16 protein-coding genes and 1 tRNA gene are annotated in these 16,463 nt (G+C 67.6%); 16 read left to right on the forward strand and 1 reads right to left on the reverse strand.

Translation table 11 applies throughout. The features are described 5' to 3' along the window. The first annotated feature begins 2 nt into the window (after positions 1-2). The 14 genes from ruvC to VA603_RS14285 all read left to right on the forward strand — a co-directional run bounded on the left by ruvC (position 3) and on the right by VA603_RS14285 (position 11,593). Complete coding sequence (ruvC, locus tag VA603_RS14220; protein ID WP_132865337.1) at positions 3-524, forward strand: crossover junction endodeoxyribonuclease RuvC; 522 nt, start codon at positions 3-5, stop codon at positions 522-524. A 136-nt stretch (positions 525-660) separates the two neighbouring features. Further along, the gene (gene ruvA / locus VA603_RS14225) at positions 661-1,248 is read left to right on the forward strand and encodes a Holliday junction branch migration protein RuvA (protein ID WP_323439245.1); all 588 of its coding nucleotides are present in this window, start codon (positions 661-663) and stop codon (positions 1,246-1,248) included. A gap of 41 nt (positions 1,249-1,289) precedes the next feature. Then, entirely contained in the window at positions 1,290-3,206 is a 1,917-nt protein-coding gene (locus tag VA603_RS14230) for a potassium transporter Kup (RefSeq protein WP_132865335.1), read from the forward strand. 102 nt (positions 3,207-3,308) lie between these two features. Beyond that, the gene (gene ruvB, locus VA603_RS14235) at positions 3,309-4,346 is read left to right on the forward strand and encodes a Holliday junction branch migration DNA helicase RuvB (RefSeq protein ID WP_132865334.1); all 1,038 of its coding nucleotides are present in this window, start codon (positions 3,309-3,311) and stop codon (positions 4,344-4,346) included. Then, positions 4,339-4,761: a tol-pal system-associated acyl-CoA thioesterase gene (ybgC, locus tag VA603_RS14240; RefSeq protein ID WP_323439246.1), complete on the forward strand. Its 423-nt coding sequence runs from the start codon at positions 4,339-4,341 to the stop codon at positions 4,759-4,761. Before ruvB ends, ybgC begins: the two co-directional genes overlap by 8 nt. A 20-nt stretch (positions 4,762-4,781) precedes the next feature. After that, the gene (gene tolQ, locus VA603_RS14245; protein WP_192287424.1) at positions 4,782-5,561 is read left to right on the forward strand and encodes a protein TolQ; all 780 of its coding nucleotides are present in this window, start codon (positions 4,782-4,784) and stop codon (positions 5,559-5,561) included. Positions 5,562-5,602: 41 nt separating this feature from the next. Then, positions 5,603-6,031, forward strand: a complete 429-nt coding sequence (tolR, locus tag VA603_RS14250; protein ID WP_132865331.1) for a protein TolR — start codon at positions 5,603-5,605, stop codon at positions 6,029-6,031. Then, complete coding sequence (gene tolA, locus VA603_RS14255; protein WP_323439247.1) at positions 6,021-7,097, forward strand: cell envelope integrity protein TolA; 1,077 nt, start codon at positions 6,021-6,023, stop codon at positions 7,095-7,097. Before tolR ends, tolA begins: the two co-directional genes overlap by 11 nt. Positions 7,098-7,259: 162 nt before the next feature. Continuing rightward, positions 7,260-8,579: a Tol-Pal system beta propeller repeat protein TolB gene (tolB, locus tag VA603_RS14260; protein ID WP_132865329.1), complete on the forward strand. Its 1,320-nt coding sequence runs from the start codon at positions 7,260-7,262 to the stop codon at positions 8,577-8,579. A 63-nt stretch (positions 8,580-8,642) separates the two neighbouring features. Further along, a complete protein-coding gene (gene pal / locus VA603_RS14265; RefSeq protein ID WP_132865328.1) occupies positions 8,643-9,161 on the forward strand; it encodes a peptidoglycan-associated lipoprotein Pal in 519 nt (172 codons plus the stop codon). A gap of 3 nt (positions 9,162-9,164) precedes the next feature. Further along, the gene (gene ybgF / locus VA603_RS14270) at positions 9,165-9,980 is read left to right on the forward strand and encodes a tol-pal system protein YbgF (protein ID WP_323439248.1); all 816 of its coding nucleotides are present in this window, start codon (positions 9,165-9,167) and stop codon (positions 9,978-9,980) included. A 41-nt stretch (positions 9,981-10,021) separates the two neighbouring features. Continuing rightward, entirely contained in the window at positions 10,022-10,711 is a 690-nt protein-coding gene (gene queE, locus VA603_RS14275) for a 7-carboxy-7-deazaguanine synthase QueE (protein WP_323439249.1), read from the forward strand. Between the two features lie 76 nt (positions 10,712-10,787). Then, positions 10,788-11,456 (forward strand): 7-cyano-7-deazaguanine synthase QueC, encoded by a 669-nt coding sequence (queC, locus tag VA603_RS14280; protein WP_323439250.1) that lies wholly within the window; start codon positions 10,788-10,790, stop codon positions 11,454-11,456. A 61-nt stretch (positions 11,457-11,517) separates the two neighbouring features. Then, positions 11,518-11,593 (forward strand) — tRNA-Lys (locus VA603_RS14285). 183 nt (positions 11,594-11,776) lie between these two features. Here the strand turns inward: VA603_RS14285 and VA603_RS14290 are convergent. Continuing rightward, entirely contained in the window at positions 11,777-12,874 is a 1,098-nt protein-coding gene (locus VA603_RS14290; RefSeq protein WP_323439251.1) for a DUF5694 domain-containing protein, read from the reverse strand. Positions 12,875-13,141: 267 nt separating this feature from the next. Between VA603_RS14290 and VA603_RS14295 the strand changes: the two genes are divergently transcribed. Together VA603_RS14295 and VA603_RS14300 are read left to right on the forward strand one after the other, a co-directional pair. After that, a complete protein-coding gene (locus tag VA603_RS14295; RefSeq protein ID WP_165931196.1) occupies positions 13,142-13,693 on the forward strand; it encodes an ECF-type sigma factor in 552 nt (183 codons plus the stop codon). A gap of 22 nt (positions 13,694-13,715) precedes the next feature. Beyond that, on the forward strand, positions 13,716-16,460 hold the full coding sequence (locus VA603_RS14300; protein ID WP_323439252.1) for a serine/threonine-protein kinase: 2,745 nt from the start codon (positions 13,716-13,718) through the stop codon (positions 16,458-16,460). The last annotated feature ends 3 nt before the right edge of the window (positions 16,461-16,463 follow it).

The following is a 16,463-nucleotide window of genomic DNA, read 5'->3' on the forward strand; positions in this document are numbered from 1 at the left end:
CCATGACCCGCATCCTCGGCATCGACCCCGGCTCGCAACGTACCGGCGTCGGCATCATCGACATCGATGCCAGCGGCAAGGCGCGGCATGTCCACCATTGCCCGCTGGTGCTGCTGGGCGCGGCCGACTTCCCGCAGCGGCTCAAGCTGCTGGTGCAGGGGCTGCACGCGCTGATCGAGGAGTACCAGCCACAGGAAGTGGCGATCGAGCGCGTGTTCATGGCCAAGAACGCCGACTCGGCGCTCAAGCTCGGCCAGGCACGCGGCGCGGCGCTGTGCGCGGTGGTGATGCGTGACCTGCCGGTCAGCGAGTACGCCGCCACCGAGATCAAGCTGGCTGTGGTCGGCCGCGGTGGCGCCGAGAAGCAGCAGGTACAGCACATGGTCGGGCTGATGCTCAATCTGCACACCAAATTGCAGGCCGACGCCGCCGATGCGCTGGCGGTGGCCATCACCCACGCGCACGTGCGCGCCACCGCCAACCGGCTGGGCGTGGACGTGCGCAAGGCTTGGAGTCGAAAGTGAATCTGAAAACAGGGCAGGGGGAGCGGGGCGCCGGCAGTGACGGTGCTTCCTGTTCCGGTTATCACATCGCCGTCGACGCCGTGGTCCATCATGCGCCGTTGCCTGTTTCCCGTTTTCCCGCCCGGAGGGCTGCCCCATGATCGGACGACTGCGCGGCATCCTGGCCTACAAGGCACCGCCGTGGCTGATGATCGACGTCAACGGCGTCGGCTATGAGCTGGAAGCACCGATGAGCACCTTCTACGACCTGCCCGAGGTGGGCCGCGAGGTCGTGCTGTACACCCATTACGCGCAGAAGGAGGACAGCGTATCGCTGTACGGCTTCCTGCGCGAGGGCGAGCGGCGGCTGTTCCGCGACGTGCAGAAGGTCACCGGCATCGGCGCCAAGATCGCGCTGGCGGTGCTGTCCGGGGTGAGCGTGGACGAGTTCGCGCGGCTGATCCAGGCCGGCGACATCACCGCGCTGACCCGCATCCCCGGCATCGGCAAGAAGACCGCCGAGCGCATGGTGGTGGAGCTGCGCGACCGTGCCGCCCACTTTTCCGGCGGCGGTGCGCCCATCGCCGGCCAGCTGGCCGCCGACCCGGTCTCCGAGGCGACGGTGGCTTTGCAGCAACTGGGCTATAAACCGGCCGAGGCGGCCAAGATGGCGCGCGATGCGGCAGCCGAGGGCGACGATGTCGCCACGGTGATCCGCAAGGCGCTGCAATCGGCGTTGCGCTGAACCCTTCATCCACGGCCGCATGACGCCATATCGAGAACGCCATGTCCCATGCTTCTTCCCCGTCTGAATCCCACGCTCACACGGGCGGCCACGGCGCCGCCGGTGGCCTGGCACTGGTCATCGGTGCCATCGGCGTGGTGTTCGGCGACATCGGCACCAGCCCGCTGTACACCCTGAAGGAGGCGTTCTCGCCGCACTACGGGCTCAACAGTGACCACGACACCGTGCTGGGCGTGCTGTCGCTGGCGTTCTGGGCGCTGAACATGGTGGTCACGCTCAAGTACGTGACCATCATCATGCGCGCCGACAACGACGGCGAGGGCGGCATCATGGCGCTGATGGCGCTGGCCCAGCGCACCCTGCGCAATGGCTCGCGCACGGCCTACGTGGTCGGCATCCTCGGCATCTTCGGCGCCTCGCTGTTCTTCGGCGACGGCGTGATCACCCCGGCCATCTCGGTGCTGGGCGCGGTGGAGGGCCTGAAGGTGGCCGCGCCGGGGCTGGGCCACTTCGTGGTGCCGATCACCCTGGTGGTGCTGGCGGCGGTGTTCGCCGCGCAGCGTTTCGGCACGGAGAAGGTCGGCAAGGTGTTCGGGCCGGTGATGATCATCTGGTTCCTGGCGCTGGCGGCCATCGGCATCTACAACGTGATCGGCACGCCGGAGGTGCTCAAGGCGTTCAATCCGATGTGGGCCGCCCGCTTCTTCATGGAGCACGGCTGGCACGGCATCTTCATCTTCGGCGCGGTGGTGCTGGCGGTCACCGGCGGCGAGGCGCTGTATGCGGACATGGGCCATTTCGGCGTGCCGCCGATCCGCCATGCCTGGTATTTCTTCGTGCTGCCGTGCCTGGTGCTGAACTACCTGGGGCAGGGCGCGCTGGTGCTGGAGCGCCCGGACGCGGTGGCAAACCCGTTCTTCGAGGCGGTGCCGCAGTGGGCGCTGTACCCGATGATCATCCTGGCCACGATGGCGGCGGTGATCGCCAGCCAGTCGGTGATCACCGGTGCGTTCTCGGTGTCGCGCCAGGCCATGCAGCTGGGCTACATCCCGCGCATGCGCATCCTGCATACCTCGCACGACACCATCGGCCAGATCTACATCCCGGGCATCAACTGGGGCCTGGCGGCGCTGGTGTTCGGGCTGGTGCTGGCCTTCCAGAGTTCCAGCAACCTGGCCGTGGCCTACGGCATCTCGGTGTCGGCCACCATGCTGATCGATACCCTGCTGCTGGCGCTGGTCGCGCGCGCGCTGTGGCCGCGCGCGCACCATGGCATCCTCGCCCTGTGCGTGGTGTTCTTCATCATCGACCTGTGCTTCGTGGTCGCCAACGGCGCCAAGCTGCTGCAGGGCGCGTGGTTCCCGGTGGTGCTGGGCCTGGTGCTGTTCACCATGATGCGCACCTGGCGCCGTGGCCGTGAGCTGCTGCGCGACGAGATCCGCAAGGACGGCATCCGCCTGGACAGCTTCCTGCCGGGCTTGATGCTGGCCCCGCCGGTGCGGGTGCCGGGCACGGCGATCTTCCTCACCGCCGACCCGGCCGTGGTGCCGCATGCGCTGATGCACAACCTCAAGCACAACAAGGTGCTGCACGAGCGCAATGTGTTCCTGCACGTGGAAACCCTGCCGGTGCCGTACGCACAGGAAGGCCAGCGCCTGAAGATCGAATCGGTCGGCGATGACTTCCACCGCATCTACATCCGCTTCGGCTTCATGGAGACCCCGGACGTGCCACTGGCGCTGATGCGCTCGTGTGACCACGGCGGCATCTACTTCGACCCGATGGACACCACCTTCTTCGCCAGCCGCGAGACCATCGTGGCCAGCGCCAACCGCGGCATGCCGATCTGGCGCGACAAGCTGTTCGCCTTCATGCACCGCAACGCCGCCCCGGCCACCGGCTTCTTCCGGATCCCGGGCAACCGGCTGGTGGAGCTGGGGGCGCAGGTTGAGATCTGACCGCCGGGGCAGCGCCGCCCGGCCGTCGGGCGGCCGGCGCCGGGCGGCGGTTTTGCCAGCTTTTCGTTCCTATTCAGGCGTTTCAGGACGTACCATAGTCCGATGACTGACGACCGCATCATCGGCGCCGGCGCCACCCGTGAGGACGAGGCGGCCGACGCCAGCATCCGTCCCCGCAGCCTGGCCGACTATCTCGGCCAGGCACCGGTGCGCGAGCAGCTGGACATCTACATCCAGGCCGCCAAGTCACGCCGCGAGGCGCTGGACCACGTGCTGATCTTCGGGCCGCCGGGCCTGGGCAAGACCACGCTGAGCCATGTCATCGCCAACGAGCTGGGGGTGAGCCTGCGGGTGACCTCCGGCCCGGTGATCGAGAAGGCCGGCGACCTGGCCGCGCTGCTGACCAACCTGCAGCCGCACGACGTGTTGTTCATCGACGAGATCCACCGCCTCTCGCCCGTGGTCGAGGAAGTGCTGTACCCGGCGATGGAGGATTTCCAGATCGACATCATGATCGGCGAAGGCCCCGCGGCCCGCTCGATCAAGCTCGATCTGCCACCGTTCACCCTGATCGGCGCCACCACCCGCGCCGGCCTGCTGACCGCGCCGCTGCGCGACCGCTTCGGCATCGTGCAACGGCTGGAGTTCTACTCGGCCGAGGAGCTGACCCGCATCGTGCGGCGTTCGGCCGGCATCTTGGGCATCGACTGCGACGCCGAAGGCGCCGGTGAGATCGCCCGCCGCTCGCGCGGCACCCCGCGCATCGCCAACCGCCTGCTGCGACGCGTACGCGACTATGCCCAGGTCAAGGCCAACGGCCACATCGACCATGCCGTGGCACAGGCCGCGATGCAGATGCTCAAGGTCGACCCGGAAGGCTTCGACGAGCTCGACCGGCGCCTGCTGCGCACCATGGTGGAGTACTTCGACGGTGGCCCGGTCGGCATCGAGTCGTTGGCCGCGGCGTTGTCCGAGGAGCGGGGCACGCTGGAGGACGTGGTCGAGCCCTACCTGATCCAGCAGGGCTTCCTGGTGCGCACCGCGCGCGGCCGCATGGCCACGCACAAGGCGTACCGGCACATGGGGCTCAAGCCGAAGGCCGCGCCGGCCGACCTGTTCGCGGAGCAATCCGATGAGTGAGGCCCGGTTCAGTTGGCCGACACGCATTTACTGGGAAGATACCGACGCCGGTGGCGTGGTGTACCACGCCCGCTACGTGGCCTTCATGGAACGGGCACGCACCGAATGGATGCGCGCCTTGGGCTACGGCCAGGAAGCCATGCGCAGCGGTGACGGCCAGGTGTTCGTGGTCCGCGCCATGACGCTGGATTTCCTCAGGCCGGCCAAGCTCGACGATGCCTTGTCCGTCACGGTGGAACTGGTGCAATGCCGTCGGGCCAGCCTGCTGATGGAACAGTCGGTGATGCGGGGCGAGGAGGTGCTGGTCACCTCGCAGGTCCGCCTGGCAGCGGTTGGCGCCCGCGATTTCAAGCCACAAGCCATTGATGACACGCTGTACGCAACGCTCCACCCCCTACAAACCAAACACGCGTAAGTAAGACTGAGGAAGATCGGATGATCGCTTTGCTTCTGGCCCTGCAGGCCACCGTGACCGAGGCGTTGCCGGCCGATGTAAGTGCCGCTGCCGCGCAGACCGTGGCACAGGCCAGCCATGGCGGTGGCATCAATTACCTGGACCTGATGATCAAGGCCAGCATCCCGGTCAAGCTGATCGTGTTGCTGCTGCTGGCCGGCTCGTTCATCAGCTGGGTGATCATTTTCCGCAAGGCGCGCGTGTTCAAGGCCGCCGACCGCTCGGCCGACGATTTCGAGAACCGTTTCTGGTCCGGCGCCGATCTGGGCAAGCTGTATGCCTCGGCCACCGACCGCAACCGCCAGGTGGACGGCCTGGAATCGATCTTCGAATCCGGCTTCCGCGAGTACACCCGCCTGCACGGCCGCCGTGGCCTGGACGGCCGCACCCAGCTGGAAGGCGCCCAGCGCGCCATGCGCACCACCTTCGCCCGCGAAGTGGACGGCCTGGAACGCAACCTGGAACTGCTTGCCAACATCGGCTCGACCGCCCCGTACGTGGGCCTGGTCGGCACGGTGTTCGGCATCATGGTGACCATGCACGACATGATCAGCAGCGGTGAGCAGGCCGGCATCGCCTCGGTCGCCCCGGGCATCTCCGAAGCGCTGTTCGCCACCGCCATCGGCCTGTTCGTGGCGATCCCGGCGGTGTGGGCCTACAACCGCTTCACCACCCGCGTCGAGCGGCTGTCGGTGCGTTATGAAACCTTCGCCGAAGAGTTCAGCTCGATCCTGCAGCGCCAGGCCGGCGGTGACGAGTAAGTGCGCCCGCACTTCACTCTGACCCGCAGGAGCACCCATACATGACTGCCGCCATTCCCCGCCGCAAGCGCCGCAAGCTCAAGTCCGAGATCAACGTCGTGCCGTACATCGACGTGATGCTCGTGCTGCTGATCATCTTCATGGTGACCGCGCCGCTGCTGACGCTCAGTTTCGAAGTCGACCTGCCCAGTTCCACCGCCAAGGCACTGGAAAGCAAGCAGGACCCGGTGATCGTCTCGGTCCGTGCCGACGGCCAGCTCAGCCTCAAGCTGCCCGAGGCCAAGGAGCCGCAGGCGATGGACAGCGGCGCGCTGCAGGCACAGCTCGGCGCGCTGGCCTCGCAGGACAAGAACCTGCGCGTGATCGTGGCCGCCGACAAGACCGTGGCCTATGAAAAGGTCGTGGCCGCGATGGACGTGATCAAGGCCGCGAAGATCGAGAAGGTGGGTCTGGCGACCGATGCACGCTGACACACTGCCACCGCCGCACGATCACCGCGACGACTGGGGCCGGCCGGTCGCGTTGGCGCTGCTGGTCCACCTGCTGGTGGCGGCGGTGTTCATCGTCGCCTGGCTGTGGTCGCCCTCGCGCGACACCGAGGCTGCCGCCGGGGATCCGGCGGTGGAAGCCAGCCTGGAACTGTCCGCCGCCGAGGCTACCGCCGCCCGGCAGGCGCTGCGCGCCTCGGAAAAGCTGCCCGACCTGCCCGAGCCGGTCGAGGAAGTACCCCCGGAGCCGGTGCCGGAAGACACCGTGACCCCGCCGCAGCCGCTTCCCGAGCCCCGACCGCAGGATGCGCTCAGCCCGCAGCAGCACAATGCGCAGGAGCGCGTGGCCCAGCCTGACAAGGTGGACCAGGAGCGGGTCAGCGCGCTGGCCATCTCCGAGGAAAAGGCCCGCCAGGAGCAGGAAGCCAAGCGTCGCCAGGAACAGATCGACCTGACCGAGCGCAAGCGCGTGGAAGAGGCCGAGCAGAAGGCGCGCCTGGCCCGCCAGCAGGAAGAGGCCGACCGCCAGAAGAAGCTGGCCGACGAGCAGCGCCGCGCCAACGAGACCCAGGCCGAGCAGGAGCGCCAGCAGAAGATCGCCGAGTTGCGGCGCCGGCGCGAGCAGGCCGAGCGCGAGGCCCGGCAGGCCGAACAGCGCCTGCGCCAGGTGGCCGATGCCCGTGCACGCGCCGCTACCAGCGCGCCGGCGGCCTCCAGCAACACCGGCGGCCAGACGCCGGCGACGCCGGGGCAGGGCGGCACCAGCGATGACCTGACCGCCAAGTACGCCGCCGCCATCCAGCAGGCCGTCGTCACCCAATGGAACAAGCCGGACAACGTGCCCAACGGTACCCGCTGTCGCATCCTGATCCGGCAGCTGCCGGGCGGGGAGGTGGTCAGTGCCCAGGTACAGTCGGGCTGCTCGATGGATGCGGCCGCGCGCGACTCGATCGAGCGTGCCGTGCTGCGCGCCCAGCCGCTCCCGTTCCGTGGTTTCGAGTCGGTGTTCCGGCGTGAGCTGATGTTCACCTTCACCGCACAGGACTGAGCGCGACGAACGTGCGCGCCCGTTGTTTCCGGGCATGATTTCGGATGAAACCGTCATGCCATTCAGATTCAAGGGCGCTTCACACTATCTTCGTTAATGATTGCGAAACTGTTCATCCGCTTGCTGCTATCCCTCCTGCCTTTCCGTACTGCTGAGCGCCTCATGAAGAAACCCTCACGCTGGCTGGTCGCCCTTACTGTCCTGTTGTTGCCGTTCGTGGCAATGGCCCAGCAGGGGGCACTGGAAATCAACATCGTCGGCGGCAATCCGTCGGCCACGCCGATCACCGTGGTGCCGATGCCGTACCAAGGCACGGCCGGCGCGCCGTCGACCGACGTCGCGGCCGTGGTGCGCGCCGACCTGGACCGTTCCGGCCAGTTCCGCAGCCTGCCGGAGGCGCAGATCGTGGAACGCCCGACCCGCGGCAGCGAAGTCCAGTACCCGACCTGGCGCGCGCTCAAGCAGGACTATCTGGTGGTCGGCCGCGTGCTGGACGCCGGCGCTGGTGCCTACCGCGTGGAGTACGAGCTGTTCGACGTGGCCAAGGGCGAGCGTACGCTCGGCCTGGCGATGACCGCCCGCTCCAATGCCATGCGCGATGTCGCCCACCAGATGGCCGACGCCATCTACGAGAAGATCACCGGCGTGCGCGGCGCGTTCTGGACCCGCATCGCCTACATCACCGCCAGCGGCAGCGGCGCGAACATGCGCTACGCGCTGATGGTGGCCGACTCGGACGGCTTCAACCCGCAGACCATCGTGCGTTCGGCCGAGCCGCTGCTGTCGCCGAGCTGGAGCCCGGACGGCCGCAAGCTGGCCTATGTGAGCTTCGAACGCGGCAACTCCTCGATCTACGTGCAGGACATCGCCACCGGTGCGCGTGAGCTGCTGACCAGCTTCCGCGGCATCAACAGCGCCCCGTCGTTCTCCCCCGATGGCCGCCGCCTGGCGCTGTCGCTGTCGCGCAGCGGCAACCCGGAGATCTACGTGATGGACCTGGGCAGCAAGCAACTGACCCAGCTCACCAACCACTTCGGCATCGACACCGAGCCGACCTGGGCCGCCGATGGCAGCTCGGTCTACTTCACTTCCGACCGTGGTGGCCGCCCGCAGATCTACCAGGTCTCGGCCAGTGGCGGCAGCGCCAGCCGCGTGACCTTCCAGGGCAACTACAACGCCAAGGCCAGCGTGTCCTACGATGGCAAGAAGATCGTCACCGCCCAGGGCAGTGGCAGCAGCTACAAGATCGCCCTGATGGACAGCAGCCTGGGCGCTGCGCGCTGGAGCACGCTGTCGGTGGGCTCGCTGGATGAATCTCCCAGCTTCGCGCCCAACGCGAGCATGGTGCTGTACGCCGCCCGTGAGGGTGGCCGAGGTGTTCTGTACGAGGTGTCCGCTGACGGCCGCGTCCGCCAGCGGCTGGTCTTGGCCGACGGTGATGTTCGTGAGCCGGCTTGGGGCCCATACCGCACCGCCCGTTGATAAAATGTTAATATCCCACTCGCATTAAACCCAACATTGGCCCAGGAGCCTCTAGGTATCGCCATGAACAAGTCCACTCGCGTTTTGCTCGTTTCGCTGCTGTCCGTAGCCGCGCTTGCCGGCTGCTCGAAGAAGGTCAAGGAACAGCCGGCTCCGCCGGTCGACAACGGCGCGGGTGTGACCCAGCCGACCGCTCCGTCCACCTCCGGCCTGTACGGCCCGGGCGATCTGGACACCGATGCCTGCCTGCGTCAGCGCGTTGTCTACTTCGACCTGGACAAGGAAGAAGTGAAGTCGGAGTTCCAGCAGATCATGGCTTGCCACGCCAAGTACCTGCGTGACCGTCCGTCCTCGCGCATCACCCTGCAGGGCAACACCGACGAACGCGGCAGCCGCGCCTACAACCAGGCCCTGGGTGAGCGTCGTGGCAACGCCGTCAACTCGGCGCTGCAGGCCAACGGTGGCTCGGCTTCGCAGCTGACCGTCGTGTCCTACGGTGAAGAGCGTCCGGTCTGCACCGAGTCGAACGAGTCCTGCTGGTCGCAGAACCGTCGCGTCGAAATCGTCTACACCGCGCAGTAATCGATGCGTATCGGCATCAATCGACTGATGCTCGCGGTCGCGGCAGCCCTCGTGGCTGCCGCGCCCGCGTACGCGCAGCGTGCAAGTCTGGCTGACCGCGTCGGCGTGCTCGAGCAGCAGGTCAACAACAGCCAGGCCAACACCGACATGCTCAACCAGCTGCAGCAGCTCCGCACGGAGATGCAGGCACTGCAGGGCACGATCGAGCAGCTCCAGCACGAGAACGAACAGCTGAAGCAGCGCAACCGCGACCAGTACCTCGACCTCGATGGTCGGTTGAACCGCCTTGAGGGCGGTGCACCGGCGGCCACGGGTGCGGAGCCGGTCTCGGCAGTCCCGGCCGCTCCGGCCACCAAACCGGCAGCGGCAACCGGCAGCGAACGTGCACCGACCGTGCGCGGCGATGCCAGCAGCCTGGCGGCTGCAGGCGATGAGCGTGCCGCCTACAACGTGGCATTCGATGCCCTGAAGGCCGGCAACTACGACGATTCGGCGCAGCTGTTCCAGAGCTTCCTGGAGCTGTACCCGAACGCGGCCTACACGCCCAACGCGCTGTACTGGCTGGGCGAGAGCTATTACGCCACCCGCAATTTCAAGATGGCCGAGTCCGAGTTCAATGATCTCGTGGCCCGCTATCCGACCCACGACAAGGCCGCCGGTGGCCTTCTGAAGTTGGGTCTTTCGCAATACGGTCAGGGAAATGCCGCCCAGGCGCAGCAGACGCTGGAGCAGGTGATTTCCCGTTTTCCCGGCAGTGATGCGGCCCGAACCGCCCAGGATCGTCTGCAGTCGATCCGGCTCGGCCAGCAACTGCGTTGATTGGAGCCGCCACCGCGTGGTCGCGGGGCGGTTGAGCAGCCATGAATTCTCCCGCCGCCGCTGTCCCCAGCGAGATCGTGCAGTCGCCGTTGCCGCGATTGAAGATCACTGAAATCTTCCTGTCCCTCCAGGGCGAAGCCGATACCGCCGGCTGGCCGACGGTGTTCGTGCGCCTGACCGGCTGCCCGCTGCGCTGCCTGTACTGCGACACCGAATACGCCTTCCATGGCGGCGAGTGGTGGGACATCGACGCCATCGTCGCCGAGGTGCTCCAGCAGGGCGTGCGCCACGTCTGCGTGACCGGCGGCGAGCCGCTGGCGCAGAAGCGCTGCCTGATCCTGCTGCAGAAGCTGTGCGACGCCGGGCTGGATGTCTCGCTGGAAACCTCCGGCGCGCTGGACATCGCCGGAGTGGATGCGCGGGTGTCGCGCGTGGTCGACCTGAAGACCCCGGATTCGGGCGAGGTGGCGCGCAACCGGCTGGAAAACCTGCCGCTGCTGACAGCGCGCGACCAGCTCAAGTTCGTGATCTGCAGCCGCGGCGACTACGAATGGGCGCGTGCGATGGTGGCCGAGCATGGCCTGCCGGCGCGCTGCACGGTGTTCTTCTCGCCCAGCAAGTCGCAGGTCAGCGCCCGCGAGCTGGCCGACTGGATCGTCGCCGACCGCCTGCCGGTGCGTTTCCAGATGCAGTTGCACAAGATCCTCTGGAACGACGAGCCCGGGCGCTGAGGCCCGCACGTCGTTCATGGCTTCAACCCCGGCGCGGGACAGCGTGCTGGCATTCCTCCCCCAACCGGATCAACACATGAAGAAGAAAGCAGTCGTGCTTCTTTCCGGCGGCATGGACTCGGCCGCCGTCGTCGCCATCGCCCAGGAACAGGGCTTCGAGGTGTACGCATTGAGCGTGCGCTACGGCCAGCGGCATACCTCGGAGCTGGAAGCGGCCAAGCGGGTCTCGGCCGCGCTGGGCGTGGCCGGGCACAAGGTGGTCGACGTCGACCTGCGCAGCATCGGCGGTTCGGCGCTGACCGACGACATCGACGTACCCGAGGCCGGCGGTACCGGCATCCCGGTGACCTACGTGCCGGCGCGCAACACCATCATGCTGTCGCTGGCACTTGGCTGGGCCGAGGTGCTGGGCGCCAACGACATCTTCTGCGGCGTGAACGCCGTGGATTACTCCGGCTACCCGGACTGCCGGCCCGAGTTCGTGGCCGCCTTCCAGGCGCTGGCCAACCTGGCCACCAAGGCCGGCGTGGAAAGGGCGGGCATCGTCGTGCACGCGCCGCTGCAGTACCTGAGCAAGGCGCAGATCGCCGCCGAAGGACAGCGCCTGGGCGTGGACTTCGGGCTGACCGTGTCCTGCTACCAGGCCGACATGAACGGCCGAGCCTGCGGCCATTGCGACGCCTGCCGCCTGCGTGCGGACGGCTTCGCCGCCGCCGGCCTGGCCGACCCCACGCACTACGCCTGATTTCCGGTTTGCTGCTTCTTGCGCTAGAATGCGCACCCCGGCTACGGCCGGGTCTTTGTTTGGGCCGTTAGCTCAGTCGGTAGAGCAGAAGACTTTTAATCTTTTGGTCGAAGGTTCGAATCCTTCACGGCCCACCAGTATTGCCAAGGGTTCCGGAGATTCCGGAGCCCTTTTTTATTTCCGCAATCGGCAGTTTTTCCGCGACTTCACCTCGTTCTGGTTGCAGAACGGAAAAAGGCACCGCATGGCGGTGCCTTTTTCCGTTGGGGGCTTGCGCGCCTGTCCGCCATCACGACGGTGAGGCGGCGTTGGATGCGCGGTTACTTCAGCAGCGTCGGCACATCGACGATGCGCACGTCGTGCATCTGGTCCAGGTAGGTGTCCAGGTAGGCCTTGTGCGAGGCGCCGACGATCACCAGCGTGCGCATGCCCGACGTCGGTCCCATCAGGTCGCGGATGTTGGCCGCCATGCGCAGGTTGCGGGTTTCCCACGAGGTCACGTAGAGGCGGCCATAGCCTTGCGGCGAGGGTTCCTCCAACGCGGCGCCGTAGTCGCTCTCGAAGGCGATCGGCGCCATCTCCGGACCGTTGTAGTGGCGATACAGCGCCAGCGCCTTTTCCGGTGTGTCGATCTGCGCTTCGATGCCTCCGAACATCGCCGATCGGCGCGCGTTGGCGGGGTTGTCCCAGGCCTTGCGGATGGCTGCCACGTAGGCCTTGGGATCGGGCCCGTAGCGGTCGGAACTGTGGTCATCCATCGGCCAGAGCCGCTCGTGGCCCAGGCGTGCGGCCAGTGTGGCGGCAATGACCGTGTTTTCATTGCGGCTGGCACGCAGGGCTTCCAGTGCGTTCACCAGTTCCTCGTCCAGGCCGTCGCCGGCGTGCCGTTCGGCGGCGGGAAGCCGCAGCCACTGGACGAGCGCGGAATCGCGCTCGCCGGCAGCCAGGAACGTGGCCGCCAAGCGGCGGCGCTGCATTGCCGTCGGCTGCGCGGGCCATGTGGCCAGCAGGGTTTCCGCCGCCGCGTTCGCGGCCGGTATGTCGAGCCCGGTGGCCTTGGCCGCGGCCGAGACGTCGGGGCAATAGTCGTGCATCGTCAGCGCGTAGCGGGAGGGCTGGCGGCTCAGCATGTCGCACTGCAGGCCCGAGACGGCCTCGATGGCGATGGCCCGTGGCTGCCAGTTGGCCAAGCGGTCGAGCAGGCCGGCGAGCGATGCAGGGTCGAACGTGTCCGGCAGCCCTGCCAGATGGGCGGTACCCAGTACCGCGACCTCGTTTGGCACCCCGTGCCGGGGCCCCTTGTGTGTGCGCGGTTCAAAGCCCTGCGCCTGTGCTGCGCCTGCCAGCAGGCATCCGGCCAGCGCCGTCCCGATCAGTAGGTTTCGTCCCAACATTCCCTGTATCACTCCCTGGCCCATGGTGGTTTGCCGTTGAAGCGCCAGCTCGGCGCAAGTTGGCGAGGATTCCTATCTGCCCGAGGGGCTGTCAATGGCCATGTTTCACGGTGCCCAAGGTCATCGACGGACGGCGCTGGATACCTGCCTCACCTGCCGCCGGGGGACGACGCGCGCTATCGGGATGCCGGCGATGGCTGGCAGTGGATGGGCGCTCGGCCTACCATGCGGCTTGGCATCCGGCGCCCACGGCAGGCGGATGGCGACACCGATGGCGGCCCGGGGGCACGTTTGGACAGACAGATCACGCTATTGCTGCATCGCTGGCGCGAAGGCGACCTGGATGCGCGTGAGCACCTGTTCCAGGCGCTGTATGCGGACCTGATGCAGATCGCGCGCAGCCGCCTGTCCAACCAGACCAACGGCACGCTGCAACCGGCCGCGCTGGTCAACGAGTCACTGATGCGCCTGCTTGGTAGCGACGCCGACTATCAGGACCGCACCCATTTCATCGCCATTGCCGCGCTGAAGATGCGCTCGGTGCTGGTCGACCACCTGCGCGCGCGCTCTGCCGACAAGCGCGGTGGCAACGCCGAGCAGCTCACGCTTTCGCATGCGCAGGACATGAGCGATGAGGACACCATCGGCCATGACGTGCTGGCCCTGCACCAGGCACTGAACAAGCTGGCCGAGCTGGAGCCGCGTGCGGCCAGCACCATCGAGCTGACCTATTTCGGCGGCATGAGCCGGGACGAGATCGCATTGGTGCTGGATGTCTCGGTGCCGACGGTGGACCGTGACCTGCGTTTCGCGCGGGCGTGGTTGAACCGGGAACTGCGCTGAAACCGCGCACGCCGGGGGCAGGGTGAAGGAGCACTGGCAGCGGGTACGGGAACTGTTCGATGCGGTGTGTGAGCTGCCGCGTGAGCAGTGGCCCGCCGCGTTGGCCGAGCGTTGCGATGACCCGCAGGTGCGGGAGGAGGTGCTGCAGCTGCTGGGTGCGCAGACGGTGGGGCTCAGCCGGGTCAGCAACCGCCTGGATATCGCGCTGGCTCGGGCGATGGCCCCCGAGTTCGGCATCGGTGACCGGCTGGGACCGTGGCGGCTGATCGAGCGCGTCGCCCAGGGGGGCATGGGCACGGTGTTCAAGGCCGAGCGTGCCGACGGCGTGTACCAGCGGGTGGTCGCGATCAAGCTGCTGCACGGCCTGCCCGGCGGCATGGAAGTGGAGCGGCTGGCGATCGAGCGGCAGGTGCTGGCCGACCTGCAGTTGGCGCACGTGGCGCGGCTGTACGACGGCGGCACCACGCCCGATGGCCATCCGTACCTGGTGATGGAGTACATCGACGGCAAGCCGGTGGACCAATGGTGCAGTGAACAGCAACTGGACCTCCCTGCGCGGCTGGCGCTGTTCCTGGACATCTGCGGCATCGTGCAGTCCGCGCACGAACGGCTGGTGCTGCATTGCGACCTCAAGCCGAGCAACGTGCTGGTGCAGGGCGACGGGCAGCCGGTGCTGCTGGATTTCGGCCTGGCGCGGATGCTCAGCGAGGTGCGCCAGGAGCGGGATTCGGGCTATTGCACGCCGTCGTATGCCAGCCCGGAGTTGATCCGCGGGCAAATGGTCGGTGCCGCCGGTGATGTGTACAGCCTGGGCGTGATGCTGCTGGAGCTGGTATCGACCCGGCCCTGCCTGCGCGAGCCCGGTGACGTGGACGTGCCGGTGCCGCTGCCCAGCGAACATGCGCCGGCGGAGTTGCCGTGGCGCCGGCGCCTGCGCGGTGACCTGGATGCCATCGTCCGGCGGGCATGCGCGCTGGATGTCGGCGAGCGCTACCGTACTGCCGAGGCGTTGATGGGCGATGTGCGTCGCTACCTGGAACAGCAGCCGCTGCAGGCCCGTCGCGCTGATCGCCTGTACCGCGTGCGCAAGGCGTTGCGCCGCAACTGGCAGGGCGTGGCGGCGGCCAGCGGCTTGCTGGTGCTGCTGCTGGCGTTCGTGATCGGCCTGGTGCAGACCCGCCGGCAGGCGCAGGAGGAGGCAGCCGTCGCCCGCCAGGTCAGCAAGTTCATGGTGGGCGTGTTCGAGACGGCCGACCCGTTCCTGCGCACCGAGCGGGGGGAGGAGGAACTGACCGCACGCCAGCTGCTGGATCGTGCGGCATTGCAGGTGGACAACGAGCTGCGCGAGGCGCCGGTGGAGCGTGCGCGGATGCAGGCGGTGCTGGGTGCGGCCTACCAGAACTCGGGGGTGCCGCTGCAGGCGGAGCGGTTGCTGCAGCGGGCGTACGAAGGGTTCATGCGCACGGATGTGAACCGCCGCGAGGATGCCGCGTCGGTGCTGGCCAGCCTGTCCACGCTGAAGACGGGTGAAGGTGACGGTGCCAAGGGGCAGCAACTGGCCGAGCGCGGCCTGGCGCTGGTTGATGGCGCGGCGACGTCGGAAGTGAAGGCACGCCTGCTGGCGGCGCGTGCGTTGGCCTATACCAACCAGCAGCTGTTCGACCGTGCGGAGGTGGCGTTCAAGCAGGCGCACGCGGCCTATGCGGGGCTGTCCGGCACCGATGACGAGGCGCAGCTGCACGAGCTGGTCTACAACACCGGCCTGATGTACCTGCGCTGGGGACGCACGCAGGACGCCGCGCGTCACTTTCGGCAGGTGATCGACAGCCTGCACGGCCGTCGCACCAGCCTGGCGCTGGCCGCGGAAACCCGGCTGGCGCAGATCCTGCGCGAGCAGGGCGACTACGCGCAGGCACTGCCATTGCTGCAGGCCGGCATGCAGCAGGCCATCGCACTGTATGGCGCCGAGAACAGCTTCGTGCTGGTGCAGCACGAGGCCTTGGCCGACCTGTACCAGGACATGGGCAACTTCACCGCGGCCGAGGAGCAGTTCCGGGCACGGCAACGGCTGAGCGCGATCATCGATGGCGAAGCATCGGTGCGCTACTCGATGGGATTGTTCAACTACGGCACCCTGCACGAGCAGCGCGGTGACCTGGATGCGGCGGAGCAGATGTATCAACGCGCCTGGGAAATCCGCCGCGACCAGCTCGGGGCGCAGGCGCCGGTGACGATGCGCGCCGAAAGCGGGCTGGGGCGGTTGCTGATGCGGCAGGGGCGGATGGAAGCGGCCGGAACCCATCTCAAGCACGCCGACCTCGGGATGGCCGCCGCGCTGCCGGCCGATGCACCCGGGCGGCAGGAAGTGCGGCTGTACCGCATCGCCTGGCATGTCCGCCAGAACGAACTGGAGCAGGCCAACGCGTTGCTGGAGCCCATTGGCGCGCAGGCAACGCCGATGCTGTCGCTGCAGTTGCTGCAGGTGCGCGCGGACCTGGCCGCGCGGCGCGGTGACGGGAAATCCGCGCTGGCCCTGCGTGATGCGGCGTTGGGACTGTCGATCAGCGTGTACGGCCAGGACAAGATGGAGACCCTGCGGAACCGCATCGCGCTGGCCGAAACGCAGCTGCAGTTCGGCCATGCCGGCAAGGCGCTGGCCGAGCTGGACAAGGTGGCCCCGGTGCTGAGCCGCATGCAGGTCGATGGTTCACCGGACCGGCGCAAGGTCGAAGGGCTGCTGTTGCTGGCCCGCGGTGGGCGCGGCTGACGG

The organism is Stenotrophomonas capsici, assembly GCF_034961085.1.
Lineage (GTDB): Bacteria > Pseudomonadota > Gammaproteobacteria > Xanthomonadales > Xanthomonadaceae > Stenotrophomonas > Stenotrophomonas capsici.